The 25,050-nt window shown below is 61.6% G+C and carries 23 protein-coding genes and 2 pseudogenes; 15 read left to right on the plus strand and 10 right to left on the minus strand.

Features of this window, described 5'->3' with window-relative positions; translation table 11 throughout:
• Positions 1-84 precede the first annotated feature (84 nt).
• Positions 85-780 carry an OmpA family protein gene (locus I5S59_RS05310; RefSeq protein WP_197875691.1) on the plus strand — a complete coding sequence of 232 codons (696 nt, stop codon included), beginning with the start codon at positions 85-87 and terminating at the stop codon, positions 778-780.
• Between the two features lie 68 nt (positions 781-848).
• Here the strand turns inward: I5S59_RS05310 and I5S59_RS05315 are convergent, their stop codons facing one another.
• The 4 genes from I5S59_RS05315 to I5S59_RS05330 all read right to left on the minus strand — a co-directional run bounded on the left by I5S59_RS05315 (position 849) and on the right by I5S59_RS05330 (position 4,887).
• A complete protein-coding gene (locus tag I5S59_RS05315) occupies positions 849-1,433 on the minus strand; it encodes a hypothetical protein (RefSeq protein ID WP_197875692.1) in 585 nt (194 codons plus the stop codon).
• An 80-nt stretch (positions 1,434-1,513) separates the two neighbouring features.
• Positions 1,514-2,416: an acyltransferase gene (locus tag I5S59_RS05320; protein WP_197875693.1), complete on the minus strand. Its 903-nt coding sequence runs from the start codon at positions 2,414-2,416 to the stop codon at positions 1,514-1,516.
• Positions 2,417-2,418: 2 nt separating this feature from the next.
• Positions 2,419-4,515 carry a phosphate acetyltransferase gene (pta, locus tag I5S59_RS05325; protein ID WP_197875694.1) on the minus strand — a complete coding sequence of 699 codons (2,097 nt, stop codon included), beginning with the start codon at positions 4,513-4,515 and terminating at the stop codon, positions 2,419-2,421.
• Between the two features lie 33 nt (positions 4,516-4,548).
• Entirely contained in the window at positions 4,549-4,887 is a 339-nt protein-coding gene (locus tag I5S59_RS05330; RefSeq protein WP_197875695.1) for a DUF3565 domain-containing protein, read from the minus strand.
• Here I5S59_RS05330 and I5S59_RS05335 point away from each other — a divergent pair.
• The 3 genes from I5S59_RS05335 to I5S59_RS05345 all read left to right on the plus strand — a co-directional run bounded on the left by I5S59_RS05335 (position 4,856) and on the right by I5S59_RS05345 (position 7,262).
• Positions 4,856-5,341 carry an FKBP-type peptidyl-prolyl cis-trans isomerase gene (locus I5S59_RS05335; RefSeq protein WP_028944158.1) on the plus strand — a complete coding sequence of 162 codons (486 nt, stop codon included), beginning with the start codon at positions 4,856-4,858 and terminating at the stop codon, positions 5,339-5,341. The genes I5S59_RS05330 and I5S59_RS05335 overlap by 32 nt on opposite strands.
• A gap of 155 nt (positions 5,342-5,496) precedes the next feature.
• The gene (locus I5S59_RS05340) at positions 5,497-5,979 is read left to right on the plus strand and encodes a glutathione peroxidase (protein ID WP_128322722.1); all 483 of its coding nucleotides are present in this window, start codon (positions 5,497-5,499) and stop codon (positions 5,977-5,979) included.
• 179 nt (positions 5,980-6,158) lie between these two features.
• The gene (locus tag I5S59_RS05345; protein ID WP_197875696.1) at positions 6,159-7,262 is read left to right on the plus strand and encodes an NADH:flavin oxidoreductase; all 1,104 of its coding nucleotides are present in this window, start codon (positions 6,159-6,161) and stop codon (positions 7,260-7,262) included.
• Here the strand turns inward: I5S59_RS05345 and I5S59_RS05350 are convergent.
• Positions 7,231-8,448, minus strand: coding sequence for a glycosyltransferase family 4 protein (locus tag I5S59_RS05350; RefSeq protein WP_197875697.1), 1,218 nt, complete (start codon positions 8,446-8,448; stop codon positions 7,231-7,233). The two genes, I5S59_RS05345 and I5S59_RS05350, sit on opposite strands and share 32 nt — an antisense overlap.
• 267 nt (positions 8,449-8,715) lie before the next feature.
• On the opposite strand from I5S59_RS05350, the pseudogene I5S59_RS26665 reads away from it, so the two are divergent.
• Both I5S59_RS26665 and I5S59_RS26670 read left to right on the plus strand, forming a co-directional pair.
• Positions 8,716-9,396: pseudogene (locus I5S59_RS26665) on the plus strand (PAS domain-containing protein); the annotation flags it as partial.
• A gap of 135 nt (positions 9,397-9,531) precedes the next feature.
• Positions 9,532-9,942 (plus strand): annotated as a pseudogene (locus tag I5S59_RS26670) (methyl-accepting chemotaxis protein); the annotation flags it as partial.
• Between the two features lie 138 nt (positions 9,943-10,080).
• Here I5S59_RS26670 and I5S59_RS05360 read toward each other — a convergent pair.
• Positions 10,081-11,421, minus strand: a complete 1,341-nt coding sequence (locus I5S59_RS05360; RefSeq protein ID WP_197875699.1) for an amidohydrolase — start codon at positions 11,419-11,421, stop codon at positions 10,081-10,083.
• 110 nt (positions 11,422-11,531) lie between these two features.
• Between I5S59_RS05360 and I5S59_RS05365 the strand changes: the two genes are divergently transcribed.
• The gene (locus I5S59_RS05365) at positions 11,532-12,461 is read left to right on the plus strand and encodes a LysR family transcriptional regulator (protein WP_197875700.1); all 930 of its coding nucleotides are present in this window, start codon (positions 11,532-11,534) and stop codon (positions 12,459-12,461) included.
• Position 12,462: 1 nt separating this feature from the next.
• Here I5S59_RS05365 and cysZ read toward each other — a convergent pair whose 3' ends face one another.
• Positions 12,463-13,188, minus strand: coding sequence for a sulfate transporter CysZ (gene cysZ, locus I5S59_RS05370; protein ID WP_197875701.1), 726 nt, complete (start codon positions 13,186-13,188; stop codon positions 12,463-12,465).
• A gap of 266 nt (positions 13,189-13,454) precedes the next feature.
• Here cysZ and I5S59_RS05375 point away from each other — a divergent pair, with 266 nt between their 5' ends.
• Positions 13,455-14,054: a peroxiredoxin gene (locus I5S59_RS05375; RefSeq protein ID WP_197875702.1), complete on the plus strand. Its 600-nt coding sequence runs from the start codon at positions 13,455-13,457 to the stop codon at positions 14,052-14,054.
• 116 nt (positions 14,055-14,170) lie between these two features.
• Positions 14,171-15,133, plus strand: coding sequence for a thioredoxin-disulfide reductase (gene trxB / locus I5S59_RS05380; RefSeq protein WP_128322714.1), 963 nt, complete (start codon positions 14,171-14,173; stop codon positions 15,131-15,133).
• Positions 15,134-15,200: 67 nt separating this feature from the next.
• On the opposite strand, the gene nadC is transcribed toward trxB, so the two are convergent.
• A complete protein-coding gene (gene nadC, locus I5S59_RS05385; protein WP_197875703.1) occupies positions 15,201-16,049 on the minus strand; it encodes a carboxylating nicotinate-nucleotide diphosphorylase in 849 nt (282 codons plus the stop codon).
• Between the two features lie 148 nt (positions 16,050-16,197).
• Between nadC and I5S59_RS05390 the strand changes: the two genes are divergently transcribed.
• The 6 genes from I5S59_RS05390 to I5S59_RS05415 all read left to right on the plus strand — a co-directional run bounded on the left by I5S59_RS05390 (position 16,198) and on the right by I5S59_RS05415 (position 24,413).
• Positions 16,198-18,369, plus strand: coding sequence for a DUF1631 domain-containing protein (locus I5S59_RS05390; RefSeq protein WP_197875704.1), 2,172 nt, complete (start codon positions 16,198-16,200; stop codon positions 18,367-18,369).
• A 79-nt stretch (positions 18,370-18,448) separates the two neighbouring features.
• Positions 18,449-19,015 (plus strand): 1,6-anhydro-N-acetylmuramyl-L-alanine amidase AmpD, encoded by a 567-nt coding sequence (gene ampD / locus I5S59_RS05395; protein WP_197875705.1) that lies wholly within the window; start codon positions 18,449-18,451, stop codon positions 19,013-19,015.
• Positions 19,012-19,845: a regulatory signaling modulator protein AmpE gene (ampE, locus tag I5S59_RS05400; protein ID WP_197875706.1), complete on the plus strand. Its 834-nt coding sequence runs from the start codon at positions 19,012-19,014 to the stop codon at positions 19,843-19,845. Before ampD ends, ampE begins: the two co-directional genes overlap by 4 nt.
• Before the next feature lie 1,481 nt (positions 19,846-21,326).
• The gene (locus tag I5S59_RS26675) at positions 21,327-22,031 is read left to right on the plus strand and encodes a methyl-accepting chemotaxis protein (RefSeq protein ID WP_420066440.1); all 705 of its coding nucleotides are present in this window, start codon (positions 21,327-21,329) and stop codon (positions 22,029-22,031) included.
• Positions 22,032-22,202: 171 nt separating this feature from the next.
• Positions 22,203-23,408 (plus strand): enoyl-ACP reductase FabV, encoded by a 1,206-nt coding sequence (gene fabV, locus I5S59_RS05410; RefSeq protein WP_197875708.1) that lies wholly within the window; start codon positions 22,203-22,205, stop codon positions 23,406-23,408.
• Between the two features lie 57 nt (positions 23,409-23,465).
• Positions 23,466-24,413, plus strand: a complete 948-nt coding sequence (locus I5S59_RS05415) for an alpha/beta fold hydrolase (RefSeq protein ID WP_197875709.1) — start codon at positions 23,466-23,468, stop codon at positions 24,411-24,413.
• Here I5S59_RS05415 and I5S59_RS05420 read toward each other — a convergent pair.
• On the minus strand, positions 24,400-24,738 hold the full coding sequence (locus I5S59_RS05420; protein WP_197875710.1) for a HopJ type III effector protein: 339 nt from the start codon (positions 24,736-24,738) through the stop codon (positions 24,400-24,402). The genes I5S59_RS05415 and I5S59_RS05420 overlap by 14 nt on opposite strands.
• Complete coding sequence (locus I5S59_RS05425) at positions 24,731-25,027, minus strand: DUF1244 domain-containing protein (protein ID WP_197875711.1); 297 nt, start codon at positions 25,025-25,027, stop codon at positions 24,731-24,733. The genes I5S59_RS05420 and I5S59_RS05425 overlap by 8 nt, the downstream gene beginning before the upstream one ends.
• Positions 25,028-25,050: the final 23 nt, after the last annotated feature.

Consider the following 25,050-nt stretch of genomic DNA (forward strand, 5'->3'; position numbering starts at 1 on the left):
GGAATTTTTTCGCCGCTTTGCAATCCAAGGCTGGCGTCGGTCCGTAGCGCGGACCGCAATTCGAATTTCTGTAGGAGCTTGTCCATGTTCACCATGCGTCGTTTGATTATCGTCGCTACCGTTGCGGCCCTGATGACCGGTTGTGCCGGCCAGAATCCGTATGACAACCAGGGTCAGGCGCAACAAGGCTCTACCGGGATGAGCAAGACCGCCAAGTACGGCGGCCTGGGTGCGCTGGCCGGTGCTGTTGCCGGTGCGGCCATCGACCATAACAACCGTGGCAAGGGTGCACTGATCGGCGCCGCCGCCGTCGGTGCTGCTGCTGCAGGTTATGGCTACTACGCCGACAAGCAGGAAGCCGCCCTGCGCGCGAGCATGGCCAACACCGGTGTCGAGGTTCAGCGTGAAGGCGACCAGATCAAGCTGATCATGCCGGGCAACATCACGTTCGCCACCGATTCGGCGAACATCGCCCCAAGTTTCTACTCGCCGCTGAACAACCTGGCCAACTCCTTCAAGCAGTTCAACCAGAACACCATTGAAGTCGTGGGTTACACCGACAGCACCGGCAGCCGCCAGCACAACATGGACCTGTCCCAGCGTCGTGCGCTGTCGGTGGTCAGCTACCTGACTTCGCAAGGTGTCGATGCCAGCCGCGTGTCGTCCCGTGGCATGGGCCCGGACCAGCCGATTGCCAGCAACGCCGACGCCAATGGCCGCGCGCAAAACCGCCGTGTCGAGGTCAACCTGAAGCCGATTCCTGGTCAGCAGTACCAGTAAGTTTCAGCGGGTGTGAAAAAGGGGAGCCTGGCTCCCCTTTTTTGTGCCTGTGTTCAGGCTAAGCAAGGTTACTGCGGCGTCTGGGTGGTGATCGTCAGTACGTCGGTGTAAACGAGGTCGACAGTCTGGCCAACCTTGAGGTTTTTCATCCGTGCCTGCAGCTCAGGGTCTTCGACGATCACGGTTTTGCGCGGGCCTTCAGGTGGCAGCAGGGTGACTTCGTGCTTGTTCAGGTCAATCGCGGTGATTTTCGAGGTGATCTTGATCTGACGGAAGGCCTCGCCGCCCGGGTTGGGGTTGTCTTTGGTGGCGCGGATCACCCCGGCTTCCTTGCTGGCGCCTGGCTCACCGCCCACTTCGGTGTTGAGCACCGTTGCCACAGCACGGGTGACATGGACGTTGACCTGGTCACCGACCTTCAGATTACCCAGGGCTTTGGCTTTTTCACTGACCTGGATGTCGACCGGTTTGCCATCCGGGCCGTCGACGGTCACCACGCGCGTGGCCATGTCGATGGCGAGCACCTTGGTAACCACATCGTCTTCAAGGGCGGTGCCGCTGATCAGGATGTCTTTTGCCTGCACGGCGAAACTGGCCGCCGACAGGAGTGAAGCAATGGCAATGGCGTGGGTCAGGCTGCGCAACGGTTTCATAGGCTTACATTCCATGTGGTGGCTAACAAGAAACACTAGGTACGAAAAGTCGTTGGGACAGCATAGTTGCTGCTGGCAAATCAGGTGTGGTCGTTTTGCCGCAGCTGTTCCAGCAACGCATCCTTGTCGTGCCACAGCTGGTTGATCCACTGCTGGAAAGCCAGGCGATAGGCCTCATCCTGGTCATAGTTTTTACCCAGGAACTCGGCCGGGATCGCCAGTTCCTCCAACTCGACCACGATATGTTTCACGCGCCCGCACAGCAGGTCCCAGAAGCCTGGCGCGCCGGCAGGGTAGTGAAGGGTGACGTTGACGATCGACTGCAGCTGCTCGCCCATGGCATCCAGCACAAAGGCGATACCGCCGGCCTTGGGCTTGAGCAGGTGGCGGAACGGTGATTGCTGCTGGCGATGCTTGGCCGGGGTAAAGCGGGTGCCTTCGGCGAAGTTGAAGATGGCCGTGGGTTTGCCGCGAAACCTGGCGCAGGTACGGCGGGTGGTTTCCAGGTCTTTGCCGGCCTTTTCCGGGTGTTTGGCCAGGTATGCCTTGGAATAGCGCTTCATGAACGGGAAGCCCAGCGCCCACCAGGCCAGGCCGATGACCGGCACCCAGATCAGTACCTGCTTGAGGAAAAACTTGAGCGGGCGGATACGGCGGTTGAGCACGTATTGCAGCACAAGGATGTCTACCCAGCTCTGGTGATTGCTGGTGATCAGGTAGCTGTGCTGGTAATCCAGCCCGGCCAGGCCGTTCACCTGCCAACGGGCTTTGCCGAGCAGGTTGATCCAGGCGTTGTTGTTGCTGATCCAGGCTTCGTGGATATGCCGCATCAACTCATCGGTAACCCGCTGCGCCGCCGCAAAGGGCAGGCACAGTTTGAACAGGCTGACGATGAACAACGGGGTGCAGCAGACAATGGTATTGAGCCCCAGCAGCAACGAGGCAATCACCCCGCGCAACGGCGCAGGCAGGAATCCGAGCATGTTCAGCTATCCAGTGAGCGGTTGGCCTGAATCGCAGTCAGGGCAATGGTGTAGACGATGTCGTCGACCTGGGCACCACGCGGCAGGTCGTTGACCGGCTTGCGCAGGCCTTGCAGCATCGGCCCGAGGCTGACGCAGTCGGCGCTGCGCTGCACCGCCTTGTGGGTGGTGTTGCCGGTGTTCAGGTCGGGGAACACGAACACCGTGGCGCGGCCTGCTACCTGGCTGTTGGGTGCCAGTTCGCGGGCGATTTCAAGGTTGGCGGCGGTGTCGTACTGCAGCGGGCCATCGATCTGCAGGGTGCGTTGCGTCTCCTGGGCCAGCAGGGTGGCTTCGCGGACTTTCTCGACTTCTTCGCCGCTGGCCGACTCGCCGCTGGAGTAGCTGATCATCGCGACCCGCGGGGCAATGCCGAAGGCATCGGCGGAGTCGGCGCTTTGCAGGGCGATCTCGGCCAGTTCAGCGGCCGTAGGGTGCGGGTTCATGACGCAGTCGCCGTACACCAGCACCTGCTCGGGAAACAGCATGAAGTACACCGAGGACACCAGGCTGCAGCCCGGCGCGGTCTTGATCAGTTGCAGGGCCGGGCGGATGGTGTTGGCGGTGGAGTGAACCAGCCCGGACACCAGGCCATCGACTTCGTCCAGGGCCAGCATCATGGTGCCGATCACCACCGGGTCTTCCAGCTGCTGCTCGGCCATGGGCGCGTTCAGGCTCTTGCTCTTGCGCAGACTGACCATGGGCTCGACATAGCGTTCGCGGATCTGGTCCGGGTCAATGATCTCCAGGCCTTCGGGCAAGGTGATGCCCTGGGCGCGGGCCACCGCCTGAACATCGTCTGGCTTGGCCAGCAACACGCAGCGGGCGATGCCACGCGCCTGGCAGATGGCAGCGGCCTGCACGGTCATCGGCTCGGCGCCTTCTGGCAATACGATGCGTTTGTTGGCTTGCTGCGCGCGCTGGATCAACTGGTAGCGGAACACTGCCGGTGACAGGCGCAGTTCACGCGGCGTACCGCAGCGCTGGTGCAGCCAGTCGGCGTCCAGGTAGCTGGCGACGAAGTCGGTGATGATTTCCGCGCGTTCGCGGTCATCCACCGGGATTTCCTTGTTCAACTGGTTGAGCTGGTTGGCGGTGTCGTAGGAGCCGGTGCTCACCGACAGGATCGGCAAGCCGGCCAGCAGCGCGCCCTGGCACAGTTCGAGGATGCGTGGGTCCGGCTTGCTGTCGCTGGTCAGCAACAGGCCGGCCAGCGGTACGCCGTTGATCGCGGCCAGGCTGACGGCGAGGATGATGTCGTCGCGATCGCCCGGGGTCACCACCAGCGTGCCGGGCTTGAGCAGCGGCACGGTATTGGCCACGGTACGGGCGCAGATGATGATCTTGTTCATGCGCCGCTGTTCGTAGTCACCGGCGTTGAGCACCTGGGCGCCGAGCAGCTCGGCCACATCGCGGGTACGCGGGGCATTGAGGTCGGCCTGGTAGGGGATGCAGCCAAGCAGGCGGAAGTCATCGCCACGCAGCAGCGGCGAGTGTTCTTTCAGGCGCCGGGCGAAATCGCTCATGCTCTCGTCGGTGCGCACCTTGTTCAGGATCACCCCGAGTACTTTCGGGTCGCGCGGCCCGCCAAACAGTTGCGCCTGCAACTCGACCCGCCCGGACAGCTCGGTGAGCACTTCGTTTTCCGGTGCCGAGACCAGAATCACCTCGGCATCCAGGCTCTTGGCCAGGTGCAGGTTGACCCGCGCCGCATAGCTGGCATGACGGGTCGGGACCATGCCTTCGACCACCACCACGTCCTTGCCGATACAGGCTTGCTGGTACAAGGTAATGATTTCTTCGAGCAGCTCATCGAGCTGGCCGTCGCCGAGCATGCGTTCGACATGGGCCAGGCTCAGCGGCTTTGGCGGGTTCAGGCCATGGGTGCGGGCGACCAGTTCGGTGGAACGCTCGGGGCCGGTATCGCCCGGATGCGGCTGGGCAATCGGCTTGAAGAAGCCGACTTTCAACCCGGCACGCTCAAGGGTGCGAACCAGGCCGAGGCTGATGGACGTCAGGCCGACACCAAAGTCGGTCGGCGCGATGAAAAATGTCTGCATGCAAACGTCTCGAAATGCGCTAGGCAAAAAGATTCAATGTTCAAGGGTATCGCTATCGGCACCCTGAGCGCACCAGCCACACGCAAATGGCTGGCCAATGCGTTGCCGGCGCTGCTCGGCGTCGAGCACCCAGGCCCGTGACTGCCAGGGCGGCAGGTGGCGCAGGTGCTGGGTATGTCCGCACGACAGCGCGACCACCCAGTGGCCGTCCTCGTCCTGATGAAAACCCAGCACCCGGCTGCAAGGCGGGGTAACCCGTTTGTCCGGGTTACGTTCGCTTTCGGGCGATGCGTTGGTTACACTTGTTCGTTCTACATTCTTATGCAAAAGGTCTCGCCCCATGCTGATCGCCGCCAACAAGGCTGTCTCCATCGACTATACCCTGACCAACGACGCTGGTGAGGTCATCGACAGCTCCGCCGGCGGCGCTCCGCTGGTCTACCTGCATGGCGCAGGCAACATCATTCCAGGCCTGGAAAAAGCCCTGGAAGGCAAAACTGCCGGCGACGAGCTGGAAGTTGCCATCGAGCCAGAAGATGCCTACGGCGAATACCTGGCCGAACTGGTCAGCACCCTGAACCGCAGCATGTTCGAAGGCGTCGACCAACTGGAAGTGGGCATGCAGTTCCACGCTTCCGCGCCGGACGGCCAGATGCAGATCGTTACCATCCGTGATCTGGACGGCGACGACGTAACTGTCGACGGCAACCACCCGCTGGCTGGCCAGCGCCTGAACTTCAAGGTCAAGGTCGTCAACATCCGTGACGCCAGCGAAGAAGAAGTAGCCCATGGCCACGTCCATGGCGAAGGTGGCCATCACCACTGATTTTCTGCGCTAAGCTCAGAGAGTCGCGAAGGCGCCCGGGCAAGACCGTCGCACTCCAACAGGGGAAGACGGCTTGGCAGGGCGCCTTTTTAATGGGCTGGTGTAACTACTTGCAGCCCGCAGCGGCAACCGGGAACTGGAGAGGGGAGTTCGTCATGAGTGCATTTCACGACCTGAAGTTGCAGGCGCTGAATGGCCAGGAGTTGCCTCTGGCGCCATTCAAGGGCCAGGTGGTGCTGGTGGTCAATGTCGCCTCGAAGTGTGGCCTGACCCCGCAATATGCGGCGCTGGAAAATCTGTATCAGCAATACAAAGGCCAGGGCTTCAGCGTCCTGGGCTTGCCGTGCAATCAGTTTGCCGGGCAGGAGCCGGGCACTGAAGATGAGATCCAGCAGTTCTGCAGCGTGAACTACGGGGTTACGTTCCCGCTGGGTAGCAAGCTGGAAGTCAATGGCGCCGAGCGTCATCAGCTGTATCGTTTGCTGGCCGGTGAAGGCGCCGAGTTCCCTGGCGATATCACCTGGAACTTCGAGAAGTTTCTGGTCGGCAAGGATGGCCGGGTGCTGGCGCGTTTCTCGCCGCGCACCGCGCCGGACGATGCGACAGTGGTGCACGCGATCGAGAAGGCCCTGGCCTGATATCCCGTGTCATCGTTCTACGCGGGCAAACCTGGCTCCTACCATTACGCAAACCGTAGGAGCCAGGCTTGCCGGCGAAGCAGCCCCTCATGATCCCAAATCACTCAAATCAATAGTGCTGGGCCACCCTGTCGGCTCACCCTATCCTCAGGCGCATTCCTTTCTCACTGGAGCGCCACATGTCCGTCACTTCACTGTTTACCCCCGTCCAGTTGGGCGCCCTTGAGCTGCCTAGCCGTGTGGTCATGGCGCCAATGACCCGTACTTTCTGCCCCGGTGGTGTACCGCATGCCCAAGTGGTGGAGTACTACCGTCGCCGCGCAGCCGCCGGCGTCGGCCTGATCATCACCGAAGGCACCACGGTGGGCCACAAGGCTGCCAACGGTTACCCCAATGTGCCGCGCTTCTACGGTGAAGATGCCCTGGCCGGCTGGAAACAGGTGGTTGACGCCGTGCACGCTGAAGGCGGTCGTATCGTCCCGCAACTGTGGCATGTGGGGAGCGTGCGTCGTGTCGGCACCGAACCTGACGCCAGCGTTCCGGGTTACGGCCCGAGCGAAAAGATCAAAGACGGCCAGGTGCTGATCCATGGCATGAGCCGTGACGATATTGCCGAGGTGATCCAGGCCTTTGCCCAGGCGGCCCGCGATGCGCAGGCCATCGGCATGGACGGTGTCGAGATTCACGGCGCCCATGGTTACCTGATTGATCAGTTCTTCTGGGAAGCCAGCAACCGCCGTACCGATGAATACGGTGGCGATCTTGCCGGTCGTTCACGCTTTGCCATCGAACTGATCAGTGCTGTACGGGCCGCAGTGGGTCCGGATTTCCCGATCATCTTCCGTTTCTCGCAGTGGAAGCAGCAAGACTACAGTGCCCGCCTGGTGGAAAGTGCCGAAGCCTTGGGGGCCTTCCTCAAGCCGCTGGCCGACGCCGGTGTGGATATCTTCCACTGCTCCACGCGCCGTTTCTGGGAGCCCGAGTTCGCAGGCTCGGACCTGAACCTGGCCGGCTGGACCCGTCAGCTCACCGGCAAACCCACCATCACCGTGGGCAGTGTCGGCCTGGACGGCGAGTTCCTGCAGTTCATGGTGGCGACCGACAAGGTGGCGCAGCCGGCCAGCCTGGAAAACCTGCTGGCGCGTCTTGAAAATGACGAGTTCGATCTGGTGGCCGTAGGCCGTGCGCTGCTGGTTGACCCGGATTGGGCGGCCAAGGTCCGGGACGGTCGCGAACAGGACATCCTGCCCTTCAGCCGTGAGGCGTTGACGACCCTGGTTTGATCACCAGCGCTGGTGCGTGCGGCTGGACACTGTCGACTGGCGGCAAGTGACAGGCCGCGCGCAGATGCCCCTCGAATTGCTCGATCACTGCCGGCCAGCCTTGGCGGCTGGCGTGTTGTCGGGCATTCAGGCGCACGCGGCGCAAGACTTCGGCGTCTTCAAGCAACCAGTGGCTGGCATCGATGAAGGCGTCCACGTCGCCAGGCATGGCCAGTGCCCCGCTGTGACCATGGCGAATATGCTGGGCGGCCGCTGCCTGGTCGTAAGCCACCACGCCCAGCCCTGACGCCATCGCCTCGAGCACCACGTTGCCGAATGTCTCGGTCAGGCTCGGGAACAAAAAGATATCCCCAGAGGCATAGTGCTCGGCCAGTGCTTCACCTTGTTGGGCTCCGGCGAAAATCGCATCGGGCAGCTGCTGCTCGAGGCTGCTGCGCAGTGGACCCTCGCCGACCACAATCAATTTGATCTGGTGCCGTGGATAACTGTGTCGCGCAGCGTGCAGGCACTGCTGCAGCACACCGAGGTTTTTCTCCGGCGCCAGGCGACCGACATACAGCAAGGCAATATCGTCGCTGCCCACCCCCCATTGATCGCGCAGTGCCTGACTGCGCCGGCAGGGAGTGAACAGCTGACTGTCGACGCCACGGGCCATCATCGCCAGGTTGTCGAAGCCGCGGCGTTCCAGCTCCAGGCGCTGACTGATGCTCGGGACCAGGGTGGCGTGAGTGCGCCGGTGAAACCAGCGCAGGTAGTGCGTAAGCAAGCGCGCCAGCAGGCCCAGGCCGTACTCGCTGGCGTACTGGTGAAAGTTGGTGTGAAAGCCGCTGACCACGGCGATGCCCAGCCGGCGAGCGGCGCGCAATGCACTCAATCCCAGGGGACCTTCGGTGGCGATGTAGAGCACATCCGGGCGCTGTCGGCGCCAGCGGCGCATCAGTTTGTGCATCGACACCTGACCCCATTGCAGTCCCGGGTAACCGGGCAGTGGCCAGTTGCGGCAAAGCAGTTGCAGGTCATCAGATAATCCCGTCGGATCGGCTGACTGGCGAGGCCGTATCAGCTCGACGTGATGGCCGCGTTGGCGCAAGCCTTCACTCAGGCGGCCGAGGGTGCTGGCCACGCCGTTTATTTCGGGTGGGAAGGTTTCGCTGATCAGGGTGACATGCAGGGACGTTGCGCTCATGAAGACCAGTTTCAGCGGCCGTGATTGCGCTGCGGTGACACAACTGTGACTGATTTGTGACGCCCGATATCCGGCAGCGCAACGGCAGAAAAAAATCCCGGGGGAGTACTCAAGAATGTCCGACGAACGGCCGATGCAGATGCATTCGAGTGCCGACTCCGCTTCAGGGTAGCAATGATGTTCAACAGCAAACTGAAAAAAGAAAACCTCCAGCTGCGCGAAGCGTTGCTATCCGTGGAGCAGGTCAAGAGCAGCCTGGACAGCGAGATGCTCGTGCTGCAGCTCGATCCGCAAGGCAGCATCGAGTCGGTCAACAGCAATTTCGAGAAGGAAATGCTCTACAGCAGCCATCAGTTGCTGGGGCGCAACATCGAAGAGATCGTGCCTGCGCACGTCAAGCAGCTGGACTTCTACAAGCGCATGAAAACCGCCATTACCCGTGGCGAACACCTCAACGGCGCGTTTCGCCTGCTACGCGGCAATGGTGAGGAAGCCTGGTTGCGCTCGATCCTGCAGCCGGTCAAGGACAGCACCGGGCGCATCATACACTTTACCCTGCACTCCAGTGACCTGACCCGCACCATCGAAACCTCGCGTGAGCATGAGAGCCTGATCAAGGCGCTGATGCGCTCTACGGCGGTCATCGAGTTCAACCTGCAAGGCGAGGTCCTGGCCGCCAATGACCGCTTCCTGCAGACCATGGGCTATCGCCTGGAACAGGTTGTCGGCAAGCACCACCGGATGTTCTGCGAGCCTGAGGAATACAACTCCAGCGCCTACCAGGCATTCTGGGACAGCCTGCGTCGTGGTGACTTCATCGCCGAGCGCTTCAAGCGTGTGGATGCCCATGGCCGTGTGGTCTGGCTCGAAGCCTCTTACAACCCGATCATCGATGCCCACGATGTGCTCTACAAGGTGGTCAAGTTCGCCACGGTGATCACCGACCAGGTCAATCAGGAAATCGCCGTTGCCCAGGCTGCCGACATTGCCTACAGCACCTCGCTGGAAACCGACAACAGTGCACGCAAGGCCACTGACGTGGTGACCCAGACCGTGGATGTGATGCGCGCCCTGGAGTCGTGCATGCAGGAGGCCGCTGAAGGCATCGAGGCGTTGAACAAGCAGTCGCAGGTGATTGGCTCGATCATCAAGACCATCAGCGACATCGCCGGGCAAACCAACCTGCTGGCACTCAACGCAGCAATCGAAGCGGCCCGTGCCGGTGAGCAGGGCCGTGGTTTTGCCGTGGTGGCGGATGAAGTGCGGCAACTGGCTTCGCGTACCAGCACTGCCACCGAGGAAATCGCCCGGGTGGTGCAGCAGAACGAACAACTGGCCAAGGCGGCAGTGGACATTATCGACAGCAGCAAGCGCCAGGCCGAGCAGGGACTGACCCTGGCCGGGCAGACCGGCACGGTGATCGTCGAGATCCAGGACGGGGCGAAGAAAGTGGTCAGTGCGGTGGGGCAGTTCTCCAACCAGCTGGGCGGCTGACTGTAGGGGCCACTGTCTTTGTGTAGGAGCCAGGCTTGCCGGCGAACCAGGCACTGCGGTTCCCCAGATGCACCGCGTCATCGTTTTTCGCGGGCAAACCACGCTCCTACAGGTTGGGGTGCACCGCAGGTATGGGTTTCAGCGGGTTTGATTGAAGAATGCATTCAGGGTCGCCGCTACGGCCCGGGCGCCGGTGGCAATCGCCGGCAGCTCGACGACAAAGCCCGGCGTGTGGTTCATCGCCGACGGCAGCTGCTTCTTCTCGATCAGATTCTTGTACACATCCGGCTTGCCCGAACCCACCTCCAGGAACAGCACCTTGGTGTCCGGGTACGGGCTGGCGAGCATGTGGAAGTCCTCAGAGCCCATGAGCGGCGGCATGCCGGGCAACACCTTGTCGGCCCCGAGTTGATCCACCAACGCCACTTGAGCCAGCTCGGTCTGCGCCTTGCCGTTGAACACCGGTGTGGCATGGCCTTTCATGGTGTACCTGGCCTGGTAGTCGGCAGGCATGTCGTTCATCACCAGCACGCCTTGAGTGACCGACTTGATGCCCTCGATCAAGCGTTCGCGAACCTGATCGTCGTACCAGCGCAGGTTGAGCTTGAGTGTCGCGCTGACCGGAATGATGTTGTTGTTCACCCCCGACTGAAACGCCCCGACGGTCAGCACGGCCGGCTTGGACTGATCGACCATGCGGCTGATGATGGTCTGGTAGCCCATGACCGCCATGGCCCCCATCACCACCGGGTCCTTGGTGACATGGGGCGTTGAACCATGGCCACCAATGCCGGGCAGCTCGACGTCGATCTGGTCGGTGCCGGCCAGCCGCGGCCCTTCCCGCAGGCCGACACTCCCGGCCGGGTAAACCGGCGAGACATGCGCTGCCAGGAGTACATCCGGCTTGGGCGCAAAGTCGTAGAGACCGTTGTTGACCATGGCGGTGGCGCCCTCGAGGACTTCTTCGGCCGGTTGCGCGACCAGCACCAGGGTGCCTGACCACTGGTCCTTGAGCTGGGACATGACCTTGGCCACCTCCATCAACCAGGTGGTATGGGCATCGTGGCCGCAGGCGTGCATCACCGGCTGAGCGGGATTGCCGAGCCAGGGCGTGACCTTGCTGCTCTGGTAGGGCAGGCCGGTCGCTTCCTTGATCGGCAAGGCGTCCATATCGGCACGGTACATCACCACCGGTCCGGGCCCGTTGCGCAGGATGCCGACCACGCCGGTGGTACCGATTGCTGTCTTTACCTCGAACCCCTGTGCACGCAGGGCGTCGGCCACCTGGGCTGCGGTTTGCGTTTCCTGAAACGCCAGCTCTGGGTTGCGATGCAGTTGCTTGAACTGTTCGATCATCTGCGCCTCGTCCTGTTTGACCAGAGCGTCGATACGGGTGTTGAGGTCGCTGGGGGCGGCGTGTGCGCAAATGGCGCTGACACAGGCAAGGGCAAACAGGCTCGGGCGAAGCAGCGAAGGCATGGCGTCAATCCTTGTACATTGTTGTTCTTGAGGACGTTGTTGCAGGCACGGGCAAGTCTGTGTATCTCTGCTTTGTGCGTCCAATGCAAAAATACCCAAGGATTGATGCAGTGACCGACTCAATTGACTTGAAGCGAATCCGCCACCTGGTGTTGCTCAGCGAAGAGCTGCACTTCTCCCGCGCCGCCGAGCGGGCCAACCTCTCGCAAACAGCCTTCAGCCGCAGCATCCAGTCGTTGGAGGCTGACCTTGGGGTGCGTTTGTTCGACCGTGACACCCGCTCGGTTGTGCTCACGGCGGCAGGGCGGCAGTTGTTGGCGAACGGGCGGGAATTGCTCGGGTGTGCCGGTCGCCTGATTGCCGAGGCCAATCACATTGCCCAGGCCGAAGGTGGCGAGTTGAATTTCGGTGCCGGCATGATGGCTGCCAACCTGTACCTGGGCGATGCGTTGACCACCCTGCGCAAGCGCATTCCCAAGCTGGCGATAAAGGTTGAGGTCAACCACTGGAATCAACTGGTGCAACGGCTGGAGCAAGACCAGATCGAGTTCTTCGTGGCCTTTACCTGCGATCCGGCGCGTAAAAACGATCCGCGCTTCGAGATCACACCGTTACCTGCAGCGCCGGCTTCGGTGTTCTGCCGGTCCGACCACCCGCTGCTTGTGCGGCAGGCGCCGATAAGGACCGAGCAGTTGCTGGAGTATCCCTGGAGTTCGGTACTGTTTGATGAGATCGCACCGGTGCGGTTGCGCGAGTTGCTGGGCTTGCCTGACGGCACGGTCGCGCCACTGGCACTGGGCTGCAATGACCTGCAACTGCTGCGCACCACGACCCTGGGCAGCGATGCGCTGCTCTTTACCTGGCAAGCCTGGCTTGAAGAGGACCTGCGCACGGGTGCGATGCATGATCTGGGGGCATTGCTGCAGCCCGGTGTGCCCGGGGGCAACTGCAGCATTGCCAGTGCGATTGTCACCCATGCCGGGCGTACGTTGTCGCCGATTGCGCGTCAGGCGATTGCGTTGATCGAGGCTGCGGCCTGAATCAGCGCTCACGCACCCAGAACAACGTGGCACCCGCCACGGCGGCCGGCATCATCAGGATGTTGAGGAAGGGTACCAGCAGCACCAGGTACACCGAGCCACCAAAACCCAGGCTCTGCCAGCGTTTTTCACGCAGCCAGGCGAGCATGTCCTGCCAGCTCATCTTGTGGTTGTCTGCCGGGTAGTCGATGTACTGGATGGCCATCATCCAGATACCGAACAGCAGCCATAGCGGTGCGGCGATGATGTTGACCACCGGAATCAGCGAGAGGATGAACAGGGCAATGGCACGGGGCAGAAAATACCCCAGCTTGCGCATCTCGCGCGCCAGTGTGCGCGGCACCATGGCCATCAGCTCGGCAGTGCTGAACGCCGGGAAGTCGTCGGTGCCACGCACCACCACCTCGACCTTTTCTGCGAGAAAACCGTTGAACGGCGCCGCGATGATGTTGGCCAGCATGGTGAAGGTAAAGAACACCATCAGCCCCACCAGCACTACAAACAGCGGCCACAGCACATAGTTGAGGAAGCTCAGCCAGCTGGGCAGGCTGGGCATCAACGAATCGACCCAGAGGCTGAACTGGTGGCCAGCAAAATAGATCAGGCCGACGAACAGTAGCAGGTTGACTGCCAGCGGCAGCAACACGAACAGGCGCAGGCTCGGGCTCAGGACCAGTTTCAGACCTTCGCGCAGGTACTGTGGGCCAGAGAGGACAGGGGCTTGCATAGAGGACTCCGGGTAAAGGCAAACGCGCTGACCTTACCGAGTTTGAGCGGTTGGCGAAAGCACGGCCGAACCTGCGAAACGGGCTGTAACAAAAGCCGGGCAGACTCTTTGTAATGCCTTCATAGGCAAACAGCAGTGCTGCCTGGGGATGAATAGACTCGGCCTATAAGGTGGATTGTCTAAGGATATTTCCTTAATCTCTGCGGCCTCGCTAAAGTGCGCACAACTTTTCAACGCCTTCGAATACTAATCTTCAAGGAGTTTTCATGAGCATTCTGGTCAACAAGCAAGCCCCTGATTTCGATGCGGCGGCAGTGCTGGGCGACGGTTCGATCGTCGACAGCTTCAAGCTTTCTTCGCTGCGCGGCAAATACGTCGTGCTGTTCTTCTGGCCGCTGGACTTCACCTTTGTCTGCCCGTCGGAAATCATTGCCCACAACAACCGCATGGACAAATTCCGTGAGCTGGGTGTGGAAGTGGTTGGCGTTTCGATCGACTCGCAGTTCACCCACTACGCCTGGCGCAACACGCCGGTCGAAAAGGGCGGTATCGGCGAAGTAGAATTCACCATGGTCGCCGACGTGACTCACGAAATCACCCGTGCCTATGGCATCGAGCATGAAGACGGCGTGGCACTGCGTGCCTCCTTCCTGATCGACCAGCAAGGCGTGGTGCAGCACCAGGTAGTGAACAACCTGCCACTGGGCCGTGAAGTCGACGAGATGATCCGCCTGGTCGAGGCCCTGCAGTTCACCGAGCAGTACGGTGAAGTCTGCCCGGCTGGCTGGCGCCCAGGTCAGAAAGGTATGAAGGCTGATGCCAAAGGCGTTGCCGACTACCTGGCAGAGAATGCCAACAGCCTGTAAGGCTGTGCTCTAACGCTTTTCAGAACCTGCGACCCAAAGCCTTCCCCAAGTGCTTCGCAGGTTCTTTTTTATTCCAGAAGCGGGCATTTGATCGCCCGCCTCGACAGGAGAGAGTCATGTCTGAAGTACGTCATTCGCGAGTGATTATTCTTGGCTCCGGCCCTGCCGGCTACAGCGCTGCCGTTTACGCAGCCCGTGCCAACCTCAAGCCGCTGCTGATCACCGGCATGCAGGCCGGCGGTCAACTGACCACCACCACCGAAGTCGACAACTGGCCGGGCGACGCTCACGGCCTGACCGGCCCGGCCCTGATGCAGCGCATGCAGGAACACGCCGAGCGTTTCGAGACCGAAGTGGTGTTCGACCACATCAACGCCGTCGACCTGGCCAGCAAGCCGTACACCCTCAAGGGTGACAGTGCCACTTACACCTGCGATGCCCTGATCATCGCCACCGGTGCCAGCGCTCGTTACCTGGGCCTGCCGTCGGAAGAAGCGTTCATGGGCAAGGGCGTTTCCGCCTGCGCTACCTGCGACGGTTTCTTCTACCGCAACAAGCCAGTGGCTGTGGTCGGTGGCGGCAACACCGCGGTTGAAGAGGCGCTGTACCTGGCCAACATCGCCAGCAAAGTGACCCTGGTTCACCGTCGCGATACGTTCCGTGCCGAGAAGATCCTGATCGACAAGCTCAACGCACGCGTTGCCGAAGGCAAGATCGAGCTGAAACTCAACGCCAACCTGGACGAAGTGCTGGGTGACAACATGGGCGTGACCGGTGCTCGCCTGAAGAACAACGACGGCAGCTTCGACGAAGTGAAGGTCGACGGTGTGTTCATCGCCATTGGCCACACCCCGAACACCTCGCTGTTCGAAGGCCAGCTGACCCTCAAGGACGGCTACCTGGTGGTCAACGGCGGCCGTGACGGCAACGCCACCGCCACCAACGTCGAAGGCGTGTTCGCCGCTGGCGACGTGGCTGACCACGTTTACCGTCAGGCCATCACCTCCGCCGGTGCCGGCTGCATGGCGGCGCTGGATGTCGAGCGCTACCTGGACGGGCTGCAGAACGCAGCGCACTGATAGCGTCCGCGCGGGGCCCAGCCCCGCGACCAAAAAAACCGGCCATCAGGCCGGTTTTTTTATGCCTTCAGAGGCTCAGTCGCATCGACAGGTCGACGGCTTTGACATCCTTGGTCATGGCACCGATCGAGATGTAGTCGACGCCCGTCTCGGCAATTACCCGCAGGGTGCTTTCGTTGACCCCGCCGCTGGCTTCGAGCTTGGCCTTGCCGGCGTTCAGGCGCACGGCTTCGCGCATGTCGTCCAGGCTCAGTTCATCGAGCATGACGATGTCGGCGCCGGCCTCCAGGGCCTGCTTGAGTTCGTCGAGGCTTTCGACTTCGACCTCCACCGGCTTGCCGGGGGCAATCTTGTGGGCGGCCTTGATGGCTTCGGCAATGCCGCCGCTGGCAGCGATGTGGTTTTCCTTGATCAGGAAAGCATCGAACAGGCCAATCCGGTGGTTGTGGCAGCCGCCACAGGTCACCGCATACTTTTGCGCCAGGCGCAGGCCCGGCAGGGTCTTGCGGGTGTCGAGCAGCTTGACCTGGGTGTCGGCAACCATGTCGGCCAGCGACTGTGCACGCGTGGCCACGCCCGAAAGCATCTGCAGGAAGTTCAGCGCACTGCGCTCACCAGTCAGCAGCGAGCGGGCCGGCCCTTCGAGGTGGAACAACGGCTGGTCGGGCTGTGCCCGGTCACCGTCCTTGACCTGCCAATGCACCGCTACGCGCGGGTCGAGCTTGCGAAACACCGCGTCGACCCAGGCGGTACCGGCAATCACGCAGTGTTCACGGGTAATGATGGTGGCTTTGGCCAGGCGTTCGGCCGGGATCAACTGGGCGGTAATGTCGCCGCTGCCGATGTCTTCGTTCAGCGCACGGCGCACGTTGGCTTCGATTTCGGCGGTCAGGTCGGCGAGGCGTAAATTCGGCATGGCAGGCTCCACAAGCAAAGTGGCGGGATTATAGGGCAGGCCGTGCTGGCGAGTGTCTTGATTTTGCCAGATAATGCGACTTGTATTTGACGTCATGTCATTGACGATATTTCGCCTCATTTCAACTTTACCCTGCAAGGAGTACGGGATGCACAACGACGGCAAGGTGGTGCCCATCAAGGCGGCCACCGATCAGGCGTTCACTGCGCCTCTTGCTCGTCTGCCCGTGGTGCTCCTGCAGGTTCGTGACAAAGCGGCGTTGCAATTGCGTCAGGGATTGCAGGCGTTGTTCGACAACGCTGACGATACGCTGTTCGAAATGGCTGACAAGGCGGTCAGCAACAGTGTGCAGAATTACCTGTTCGAAGCCATGCGCGATCTGCGCCACAAACGCACCAACATCGAACGTGGTTACCTCGACCGCTTTTATGCAGCCTTTGTTCAGATTGGCCATGCCGAGTCAGCGCTGTCGCCCATCGTGCTGGCGCGCGACGACGTTGCGGCGCACATGCCTGATGATGACCAGGAGCGTAGCCAGGCCCTGCAGGCCATGGTCGAGCGAGCCCTGGCCCGCGATGGCATTGCCCTCAACCAGTTGACCCTGCGCATGTGCGCCCTGACCGGCCAGGGCCTGGACGATCAGCGCAACCCGTTGGGGCCGGCGATGCTCTGCGAGTACTTCCTGCAGGCCGGGCGCAATCTGGGGGTGGGGCTGAAGGTCAAGTTGATCATTCTGCAGTTGTTCGAGCGCTATGTACTGCAGGATGCCGATCAGCTGTATGGCGAGGCCAATCAGTTGCTGGTCGCGACCGGTGTGCTCCCCGAACTCAAGGCTGTTCCTCGCCGCCGTATGGCGCCCCATCCGGCGTCCAGCCCGCACCCGAAGGTGCAGGGCGAGCAGGATGCCGAGCTGGATGCCAACGAGCAGGCGGTATTCGATGCCTTGCAAAGCCTGCTTTCGAGGGTGCGCGGGCGTGTTGCGCCGCGCATGGAGGCCAGCGCGCCGATGCAGCCGATCAGCACCCGCGACCTGCTGCGCCTGCTGTCGCATTTGCAGCACTATGTACCGGCCACCGCCGACCCCGACGGGTTTGACCTGCACCAGCAACTTGAACAGCTGCTAACGCGGGTCAGTATGAAAAGCGGCACCTACCGCAAGGTCGAGGTGGTAGATGAAGATGTGATCAACCTGATCGCCATGCTCTTCGAGTTCATCCTCGCCGATCGCAACCTCCCGCTATCCTTGCGCAGCTTGATCGGGCGCCTGCAGATCCCGATGCTCAAAGTTGCGGTACTGGACAAACGCTTCTTCAGCCGCAGCGGCCATCCTGCCCGGCGCCTGCTCAATGAAATTGCCAGTGCGGCCATGGGCTGGGGCAGCCGTGAGGATTATCAGCGCGATGCCCTTTACCTGCGGGTGGAGAAAATCGTCCAGCGCCTGCTCAACGACTTTGATGATGACCCGACGATTTTTTCCGAGTTGCTGGCGGACTTTCTGGCCTTTAGCAGTGATGAGCGACGCCGCAGCGAGCTGCTCGAGCAGCGTACCCGTGATGCCGAAGAAGGCCGCGCCCGTACCCTGCTGGCGCGTCAGCGCGTGCAGCAGGAACTCAACCGCCGGGTACTGGGAAAATCCTTGCCGCGCTTCGTCGTGCGGATGCTTGAAGAGGCCTGGAGCCAGGTGCTGTTGCTGGCCTGCCTCAAGCATGGCGACACTTCTGTGCAGTGGCTTGATGCGCTGGGCGCCATGGATGAACTGCTCTGGAGCGTTGAGCACCACAGCGAGCCGCAGGCGCAGCAGCGTTTGCTGGCGGTGGGCCCGGGGTTGCTCAAGGTGCTGCGGGAGGGGCTGGCCAGTGCCGCGTTCGATCCCTTCGCCACCGGCGAGTTCTTTGCAGAGCTTGAGGCCTTGCATGTACAGGCGTTCGATAACCGTTTCGATGGCGATGCGGCCGAGCGCGTGCTGGTACTCGATGAAATCGTGCTGACCGGCCCGGAACAGGATACGCCTGAGCACAGTACCCCGCGGCTGGCCGAAGACGACCCGGCGCTGCAGCAGGTGCAACGGCTGCGCATCGGCCACTGGATCGAATGGATGGACGACGGCGAGGCGCAGCGCTGCAAACTGATCGCGCAGATCGACAGCACCGACTCGTTCATTTTCGTCAATCGCACCGGCCTCAAGGTTCGCGAGTACTCGCGCATGGCCCTGGCGGTTGCCTTGCGTCGCGGTGAGGTGCGTCAGCTTGATGATGCACTGCTGTTCGACCGGGCGCTGGATTCGGTCGTCGTTCAGCTGCGCCAGCATCAGTTGCGCTAGGACCGCACGCGTTTTAACGATGCATCTGCTGACGCCACGGGGCATACTGGGGGCGTGCTCTCGTGTTACAGGATTTTCTATGCAACTGGACCGCACCACAGGCTGGTTCGCCGGTATCACCCATTGCCCTTCACCGAATTTCAATGCCCGCGCCGAAGGCGAGGTCATTTCCCTGCTGGTGATCCACAACATCAGCTTGCCGCCCGCGCAATTCGCCACCGGCAAGGTTCAGGAGTTCTTCCAGAACCGGCTGGACCCTGATGAACACCCCTACTTTGACGGTATCAAGCACCTGCGCGTGTCTGCGCACTTTCTGATCGAACGCGATGGCAAGGTCACCCAGTTTGTGTCCTGCCTGGACCGCGCCTGGCATGCCGGTGTCTCCAGCTTTGGCGGACGTGAGGCCTGTAACGACTTTTCCATCGGCATCGAGCTGGAAGGTACCGATGAATTGCCCTTTACCGACGCCCAATATCAGGCGCTGCAGGCTCTGACCCGGCAGATTCAGGCGGCCTGGCCGGCGATTGATGCACAGCGAATCCAGGGCCACAGCGACATCGCCCCGGGGCGCAAAACCGATCCCGGGCCGGCCTTCGACTGGTCGCGTTACCGTGCGGCTTTGCAGGACAGCGAGGACAGATCATGAGTTTTCTGGTGTTGTTACTGGTGCTGTGGGTCGAGAAGTTCTCGGCCCTTCGACAGCGACTGCAGCGCGATGGCTTTTTCCATGCCGAGCTGGCGCGGCTGGAGCGCAGCGGCAAGACGCACCCGTGGTGGGTGCTGACGATCCTGGTGCTGTTGCCGGTAGCCTTGGTGGCTTTGCTGGTGCATGTGCTGGCACCGGTCGCCTATGGCCTGTTGGCACTGCCGGTGCATTTGCTGGTGCTGATCTACAGCCTGGGCCGGGGCGACGTCAAAGGGTCGCTGGGGCCGTTTCGCGATGCCTGGCGCCGCGGTGATGAACAGGCGGCGGTGCATGTCGCCGAACGCGATCTCGCCGTTACAGCGGATGACGCTTCGTCCTTGCTCGAGCGGGTTGAGGGGCACTTGCTGTGGGAGGCGTACCAGAGTTTCTTCGCTGTGATTTTCTGGTATGTGCTGCTGGGGCCTGCAGCGGCACTGGCTTACCGGCTGCTTGCGCTGGTAGCCGAACGTGCCCAGTTCCCGGCCTTGCGCGAACGTGCCGAGCAACTGCGCCACGCCTTTGACTGGGCACCGGTGCGGATTCTGGGGGTAAGTTTTGCCTTGGTGGGTAATTTTGTCGCGGTCAGCCGGGTGATGCTGCATGAGCTGCTTAACTGGAATATTCCGGCTTCCCGACTGATCGCGACAGTCGGACACGTGGCTACGGATATGCCGGCCGCCGCGCCCGCAGGCCCTGAGGGACTGGTTGGCCTTGATTTGCTGTGGGAGCTGCTGTTGCGCTCCGCGGTGCTCTGGTATGCCTGTTTTGCCTTGTGGACCGTACTTGGCTGAAGCGTTGTGAGGGGCGACCGTTGGTCCGCCCCGGCATCGATTAACCTTAAGTTACAAAACCCCGTTCCGATATGCGTTATACAGGTGCTGGTAGTACCATCAGTGGCCTAGTGCCATTGCGCGCAAAAAAACAATAAAAATCGGAGGGACCGCCAGTGAAGAGCCTGTTGTATCCGGCCATCGCGCTGATGAACCGCTTGAGCTTCGGGATGAAGTTCAGCCTGATCAGTATCATGTTTTTCCTGCCCATGCTGGTGACCAATTACTACCTGGTCCGCGACTCCTATGCGCAGTTCCATGCCACCCAGGTCGAACTGCAGAGCCTTGAGCTGTTGCGCAGCAGCCTGGCCCTGCGCGGTGACGTAGAGGCCCTGAGCAACCTGGTGCAGATCAATGCGGTACTGGGCCAGTCGGGCAAGGCCGGGGATGTCGAAAAGCAGATTTCCGGCCTTGAGCAGCAAGTACAGCGCCAGCTGTCCGGGCTCAATGCGGTAAACGCGGATGAAGCTCAGGCGCAAGCCTTTCAAGCCAAGCGCGATGAAATGCTGGCTCAGCTGGACACGGCCCGCAAGGAAACCTCGCTGCTGAGCAAGGCCGCACTGCTCGACAAGCTGGTCGCGCAATCGCAGGTGCTGAGCAAGGTCGTCGCCAGCCAGGCAGGGCTGAACCAGGACAGTGATTCGGCGATCCGCCAGCTGACCGAGCTGATGACCACCGTCACCCCGGAAGTCACCCAGACGCTCGGCGAAGGTCGGGCCATGGGCGCTTACTCGTTGGGGCAAGGGTTTCTCAATTCCTCCTCCAGCAGCCGCTTTGAAGACTTGCTGCAGCGGCTCGACAAACTTGCCGCCGACTATGCACTGCGCCTTGAGGATGCCTTGGCCACCGATCCCGGGGTCAGGGTCCACCTGGGTAGCCTGGCCGCCAGCAGTCAGGGTTCGTTGAAACAGGCCGGCGAACTGTTTGAAGAACAGGTGGTGATGGCCGAAACCCTCGATACGCCTTGGCTGGGCTTCTACCAGCAAGTCAGTGCATTGATGGCGCAGACCTACGCGTTGAACACCGCCACCAGCGAATTTATCGACAGCCAGCTGCAGCAGCGTCTGGGGGAGCACCGCCTGCACATGGTGTTTCTCGTGTCTGCCCTGGCCGGTGTATTTTTCCTGATCGTGTACCTCTACGGCGGCTTCTATGCCTCGACCCGGCATACCTTGAAATCCCTGGGGGCGGTGATGGACAAAGTGGCCGCCGGCGACATGACCGTGAACTTCAGGGCCAGCAGCCGCGACGAACTGGGCGAGCTTGGCCAGGTCTTCAATGGCACCGTGCAGCGTATTCACGACCTGATCGAGCAGGTCGGCCACACGGTGGTCGAGGTCGAGCGCCAGGCCGAACAGGTGCACGCGGTATCGGCGCGTAGCAACCAGGCGGTCAGTGGCCAGCGCGGGCAGATCGAACAGGTCGCCACGGCCATGAACCAGATGTCGGCCACCGCCCAGGAAGTGGCGCGCAGCGCCGCCGCAGCCGTCAACAGTGCCCACAGCGTCAACCAGGAGACGGTCAGCGGTCGTGGCCTGGTTGAGTCGCAGCAAGGCAATATCGTGCGACTGGCCGGTGAAATCGATCAATCCGTGCTGGTTATCAATCAGCTGGCCAGCGACAGCCAGGCGATCAGCCGGGTGCTGGAGGTGATCAAGAGCATCGCCGAGCAGACCAACCTGCTGGCACTTAACGCGGCGATCGAGGCGGCGCGAGCCGGAGAGCAGGGCCGTGGCTTTGCTGTGGTTGCCGATGAAGTGCGCACCCTGGCCAAGCGCACCCAGCAATCAACCGAAGAAATCGAGCAGATGATCTCGCGCCTGCAGGGCGGAGTTGGCGCCGCAGTCAAGGCCATGGATGCCAGCCATCAGGTGGCCTCCGGAACGGTCGGGCAGTCGCAGCAGGTCCAGCAGGCGCTGGAGAATATCCTTGGCGCGGTTGGCAGCATCGTTGACCAGAACCAGCAGATTGCGGCCGCAGTAGAGCAGCAAACCGCCGTGGCACAGGATATTGACCAGAACATTGTCGAGATCAACCGGGCTGCCGAGCACACCACCCAGGGTGCCCACCAGACCGAGGATGCCAGCCGTCAATTGAATGCCCAGGTGATGGAGTTGAAGCGCCTGATCGGTGCCTTCAGGGTCTGAGATCAGCGGTTGCTGATCTTTTCCCCGCTGTGACAAAGTAGCGCCCTGAAGGATTCCAGGGAGCCGGATGTGTCGGCAACGCTGCGGGTGTAGTCTCACCCTCACAGCAACGGAACCTCGAGTCCCCCGCGATTCGGCTCCCTCAGCAAATTCACTGACGAGGTACAGACATTGGCCATCATCCATCCTAAAGTTCGCGGTTTTATCTGCACCACTACCCATCCAAAGGGTTGCGAACTGAACGTACGTGATCAGATCGAAGCCACCCGCAAGCTGGGCGTGCGCGAGGATGGTCCGAAAAAGGTGCTGGTGATTGGTGCATCCAGCGGCTACGGCCTGGCAGCGCGCATTACCGCTGCGTTCGGTTTCGGCGCCGACACCCTGGGTGTGTTCTTCGAAAAGCCGGGCACTGATACCAAGCCGGGTACCGCCGGCTGGTACAACGCCGCCGCGTTCGACAAGTTCGCCAAGGCTGAAGGCCTGTACAGCAAGTCGATCAACGGCGACGCCTTTTCCGACGAAGCGCGGGCCAAGGTGATCGAGCTGATCAAGAACGAAATGGGTGGCCAGGTCGACCTGGTGATCTACTCGCTGGCATCGCCTGTGCGCAAGCTGCCACAGACCGGCGAACTGGTACGTTCGGCGCTCAAGCCTATCGGCCAGCCGTACAAGTCGACTGCCATCGACACCAACAAAGACACCATCATCGAGGCGTCGATCGAGCCGGCCACCGAGCAGGAAATTGCCGACACCGTGACCGTCATGGGTGGCCAGGACTGGGAACTGTGGATTGATGCCCTGAACGCTGCTGGCGTTCTCGCGCCGCAAGCCCGCACCGTGGCCTTCAGCTACATCGGTACCGAGATCACCTGGCCGATCTACTGGCACGGTGCGCTTGGCAAGGCCAAGCAGGACCTCGACGAAACCGCCATGCGTCTGGGCAAAAAAGTCGGCGGTAGCGCCAACGTGGCCGTGCTCAAGTCGGTCGTAACCCAGGCCAGCTCGGCCATTCCGGTCATGCCGCTGTACCTCTCGATGGTCTTCAAGATCATGCAGGAGAAGGGCGTTCACGAAGGTACCCAGGATCAGCTGGACCGTATGTTCCGTGACCGCATGTACCGTGCCGACGGCGCCCCGGCGGAACTCGACGAGAAGGGCCGCCTGCGCCTGGACGACTGGGAACTGCGCGACGACGTGCAGGACGCCTGCAAGGCCATGTGGCCGCAAGTGACCACCGAGAACCTGTTCGAGCTGACCGACTACGCCGGTTACAAGAAGCAGTTCCTCAACCTGTTCGGTTTCGAGCGTTCGGACGTCGACTACGACGCGGATGTCGCCACCAACGTCGAGTTCGACTGCATCCAGCTGCAGTCGTAACCCACTTGTCGCCGCCCCTGTGTTCGCACCGGGGCGGCGACTGTTTGAGGTTTCCCCATGAGCAGCCTCGAAACATTTCCCCCTCTGCCCGCCGTCAGTAACACCGCCCAGGCGTTTGTTGAATGTGCAGGCGATGGTTATCCCCTCGGCGGCTTTTGCTGGCGCCACGCGGTGCCAGACAGCACCCGTGCCGTGGTAATCATCAACGCGGCGACGTCGGTGCGCTGCAGTTATTACGCCCGCTTTGCCCAATACCTGTTCAACCACGGCTTCGATGTCATGACCTATGACTATCGCGGTATCGGCGAGTCGCGGCCGCAGGTCATGCGCCATTTCCAGGCGTCCTGGACCGACTGGGGAACGCTGGATTTCGAGGCCATGTTGCAACGCGCCGCGCGCGAGTTCCCCGGGCAGCCCATTGATGTCGTCGGCCACAGCTTTGGCGGGTGCGCTGCGGGGCTGGCCGCATCGTCATCCCAGGTGCGCAGGCTGGTGACGGTCGGTGCGCAGTTTGCCTACTGGCGTGACTATGCCGCCGACAGCCGCTGGCAGCTGTTCGGCAAATGGCATGTGCTGATGCCGTTGCTGACGCGGGTGTTTGGCTATTTCCCGGGGAAGCGGCTGGGCTGGCTTGAAGATACACCGGCCGGTGTGGTCAACGACTGGAGCACACGCACCGCGGCCTATGAGTTGCGCCCCAGTGGCAAGGCGCTGGGTAATCTGCCCTTTGCCAAGGTCAGGGCGCAAACCCTGGCGATCAGCCTGACCGACGACCCATTTGGTACGGTGGCGGCGATCGAGCGCTTGTTGGGTTACTTCGAAGGCAGTTCACGCAGCCATTTGCGCATTGCACCGGCTGACATCGAGGTGGCCCAGATCGGTCATTTCGCATTCTTCCACAACCGCTTTCAGAAGCGGCTCTGGCCAATTGCCCTGCATTGGCTGCAGCAGGGGCAACTGGCCGACAACACCCCAGGACGGGTGCTGGCGCTTAACGTGCCTTGAGCGGCTGCGCGCTGAAGGTTACCCCGGCCAGGCCGTGCCGGATCAGGGCGCGGATGTTGCCGTGATCGGTGCCTTCAGGGGTCGCCAGTACCGAGCGATAGTGCTCGCCGAACGCCAGCAGGGCTTCCTGGTCGCTCAAGCCTTCGAGCAGGGCCAGACCCAGGGTCTTGCACGAACCTTCGTTCTGCCCGGCAGCGTTTTCCACACCGCCGTTGGTGAAGGCCTGTGGCTGGTAGTCGTAATGGGCTGCGATAAAGCTCAGGGTGTCGGCGAATTGATGTTCACCGGACGTCAGGCTGGTGCGCAGGGTGTTCAGATCAGTCATTGGGCTTTCCTTTGGCGAACGCCGCCTGTTGTTCGGCGCTGGCTTCTTTCTGGTATTGGGATTTCCATTCGGCATAGGGCATGCCGTATACGACTTCGCGGGCCTCATCCATGCTCAGCTCGATCTGGCGCTCGTCGGCGGCGGCCTTGTACCACTTCGACAGGCAGTTGCGGCAGAAGCCGGAGAGGTTCATCAGGTCGATGTTCTGCACATCCTTGCGGCTGTCCAGGTGGGCTACCAGCCGACGGAAGGCCGCGGCTTCGAGCTCGAGTTTCTGTTGGTCGTTCATGGTCGTTCTCGTGACAAGGGCAA

Origin of the sequence: Pseudomonas alkylphenolica (genome assembly GCF_016009175.1) — a bacterium.
Taxonomy (GTDB): Bacteria; Pseudomonadota; Gammaproteobacteria; order Pseudomonadales; family Pseudomonadaceae; genus Aquipseudomonas; species Aquipseudomonas alkylphenolica_B.

Coding starts and splice junctions, on each gene's coding strand:
- I5S59_RS05310 (WP_197875691.1), top strand. CDS start 85: ATGTTCACCATGCGTCGTTTGATTATCGTCGCTACCGTTGCGGCCCTG.
- I5S59_RS05315 (WP_197875692.1), bottom strand. CDS start 1,433: ATGAAACCGTTGCGCAGCCTGACCCACGCCATTGCCATTGCTTCACTC.
- I5S59_RS05320 (WP_197875693.1), bottom strand. CDS start 2,416: ATGCTCGGATTCCTGCCTGCGCCGTTGCGCGGGGTGATTGCCTCGTTG.
- pta (WP_197875694.1), bottom strand. CDS start 4,515: ATGCAGACATTTTTCATCGCGCCGACCGACTTTGGTGTCGGCCTGACG.
- I5S59_RS05335 (WP_028944158.1), top strand. CDS start 4,856: ATGCTGATCGCCGCCAACAAGGCTGTCTCCATCGACTATACCCTGACC.
- I5S59_RS05330 (WP_197875695.1), bottom strand. CDS start 4,887: ATGGAGACAGCCTTGTTGGCGGCGATCAGCATGGGGCGAGACCTTTTG.
- I5S59_RS05340 (WP_128322722.1), top strand. CDS start 5,497: ATGAGTGCATTTCACGACCTGAAGTTGCAGGCGCTGAATGGCCAGGAG.
- I5S59_RS05345 (WP_197875696.1), top strand. CDS start 6,159: ATGTCCGTCACTTCACTGTTTACCCCCGTCCAGTTGGGCGCCCTTGAG.
- I5S59_RS05350 (WP_197875697.1), bottom strand. CDS start 8,448: ATGAGCGCAACGTCCCTGCATGTCACCCTGATCAGCGAAACCTTCCCA.
- I5S59_RS05360 (WP_197875699.1), bottom strand. CDS start 11,421: ATGCCTTCGCTGCTTCGCCCGAGCCTGTTTGCCCTTGCCTGTGTCAGC.
- cysZ (WP_197875701.1), bottom strand. CDS start 13,188: ATGCAAGCCCCTGTCCTCTCTGGCCCACAGTACCTGCGCGAAGGTCTG.
- I5S59_RS05375 (WP_197875702.1), top strand. CDS start 13,455: ATGAGCATTCTGGTCAACAAGCAAGCCCCTGATTTCGATGCGGCGGCA.
- trxB (WP_128322714.1), top strand. CDS start 14,171: ATGTCTGAAGTACGTCATTCGCGAGTGATTATTCTTGGCTCCGGCCCT.
- nadC (WP_197875703.1), bottom strand. CDS start 16,049: ATGCCGAATTTACGCCTCGCCGACCTGACCGCCGAAATCGAAGCCAAC.
- I5S59_RS05390 (WP_197875704.1), top strand. CDS start 16,198: ATGCACAACGACGGCAAGGTGGTGCCCATCAAGGCGGCCACCGATCAG.
- ampD (WP_197875705.1), top strand. CDS start 18,449: ATGCAACTGGACCGCACCACAGGCTGGTTCGCCGGTATCACCCATTGC.
- ampE (WP_197875706.1), top strand. CDS start 19,012: ATGAGTTTTCTGGTGTTGTTACTGGTGCTGTGGGTCGAGAAGTTCTCG.
- I5S59_RS26675 (WP_420066440.1), top strand. CDS start 21,327: ATGTCGGCCACCGCCCAGGAAGTGGCGCGCAGCGCCGCCGCAGCCGTC.
- I5S59_RS05415 (WP_197875709.1), top strand. CDS start 23,466: ATGAGCAGCCTCGAAACATTTCCCCCTCTGCCCGCCGTCAGTAACACC.
- I5S59_RS05420 (WP_197875710.1), bottom strand. CDS start 24,738: ATGACTGATCTGAACACCCTGCGCACCAGCCTGACGTCCGGTGAACAT.
- I5S59_RS05425 (WP_197875711.1), bottom strand. CDS start 25,027: ATGAACGACCAACAGAAACTCGAGCTCGAAGCCGCGGCCTTCCGTCGG.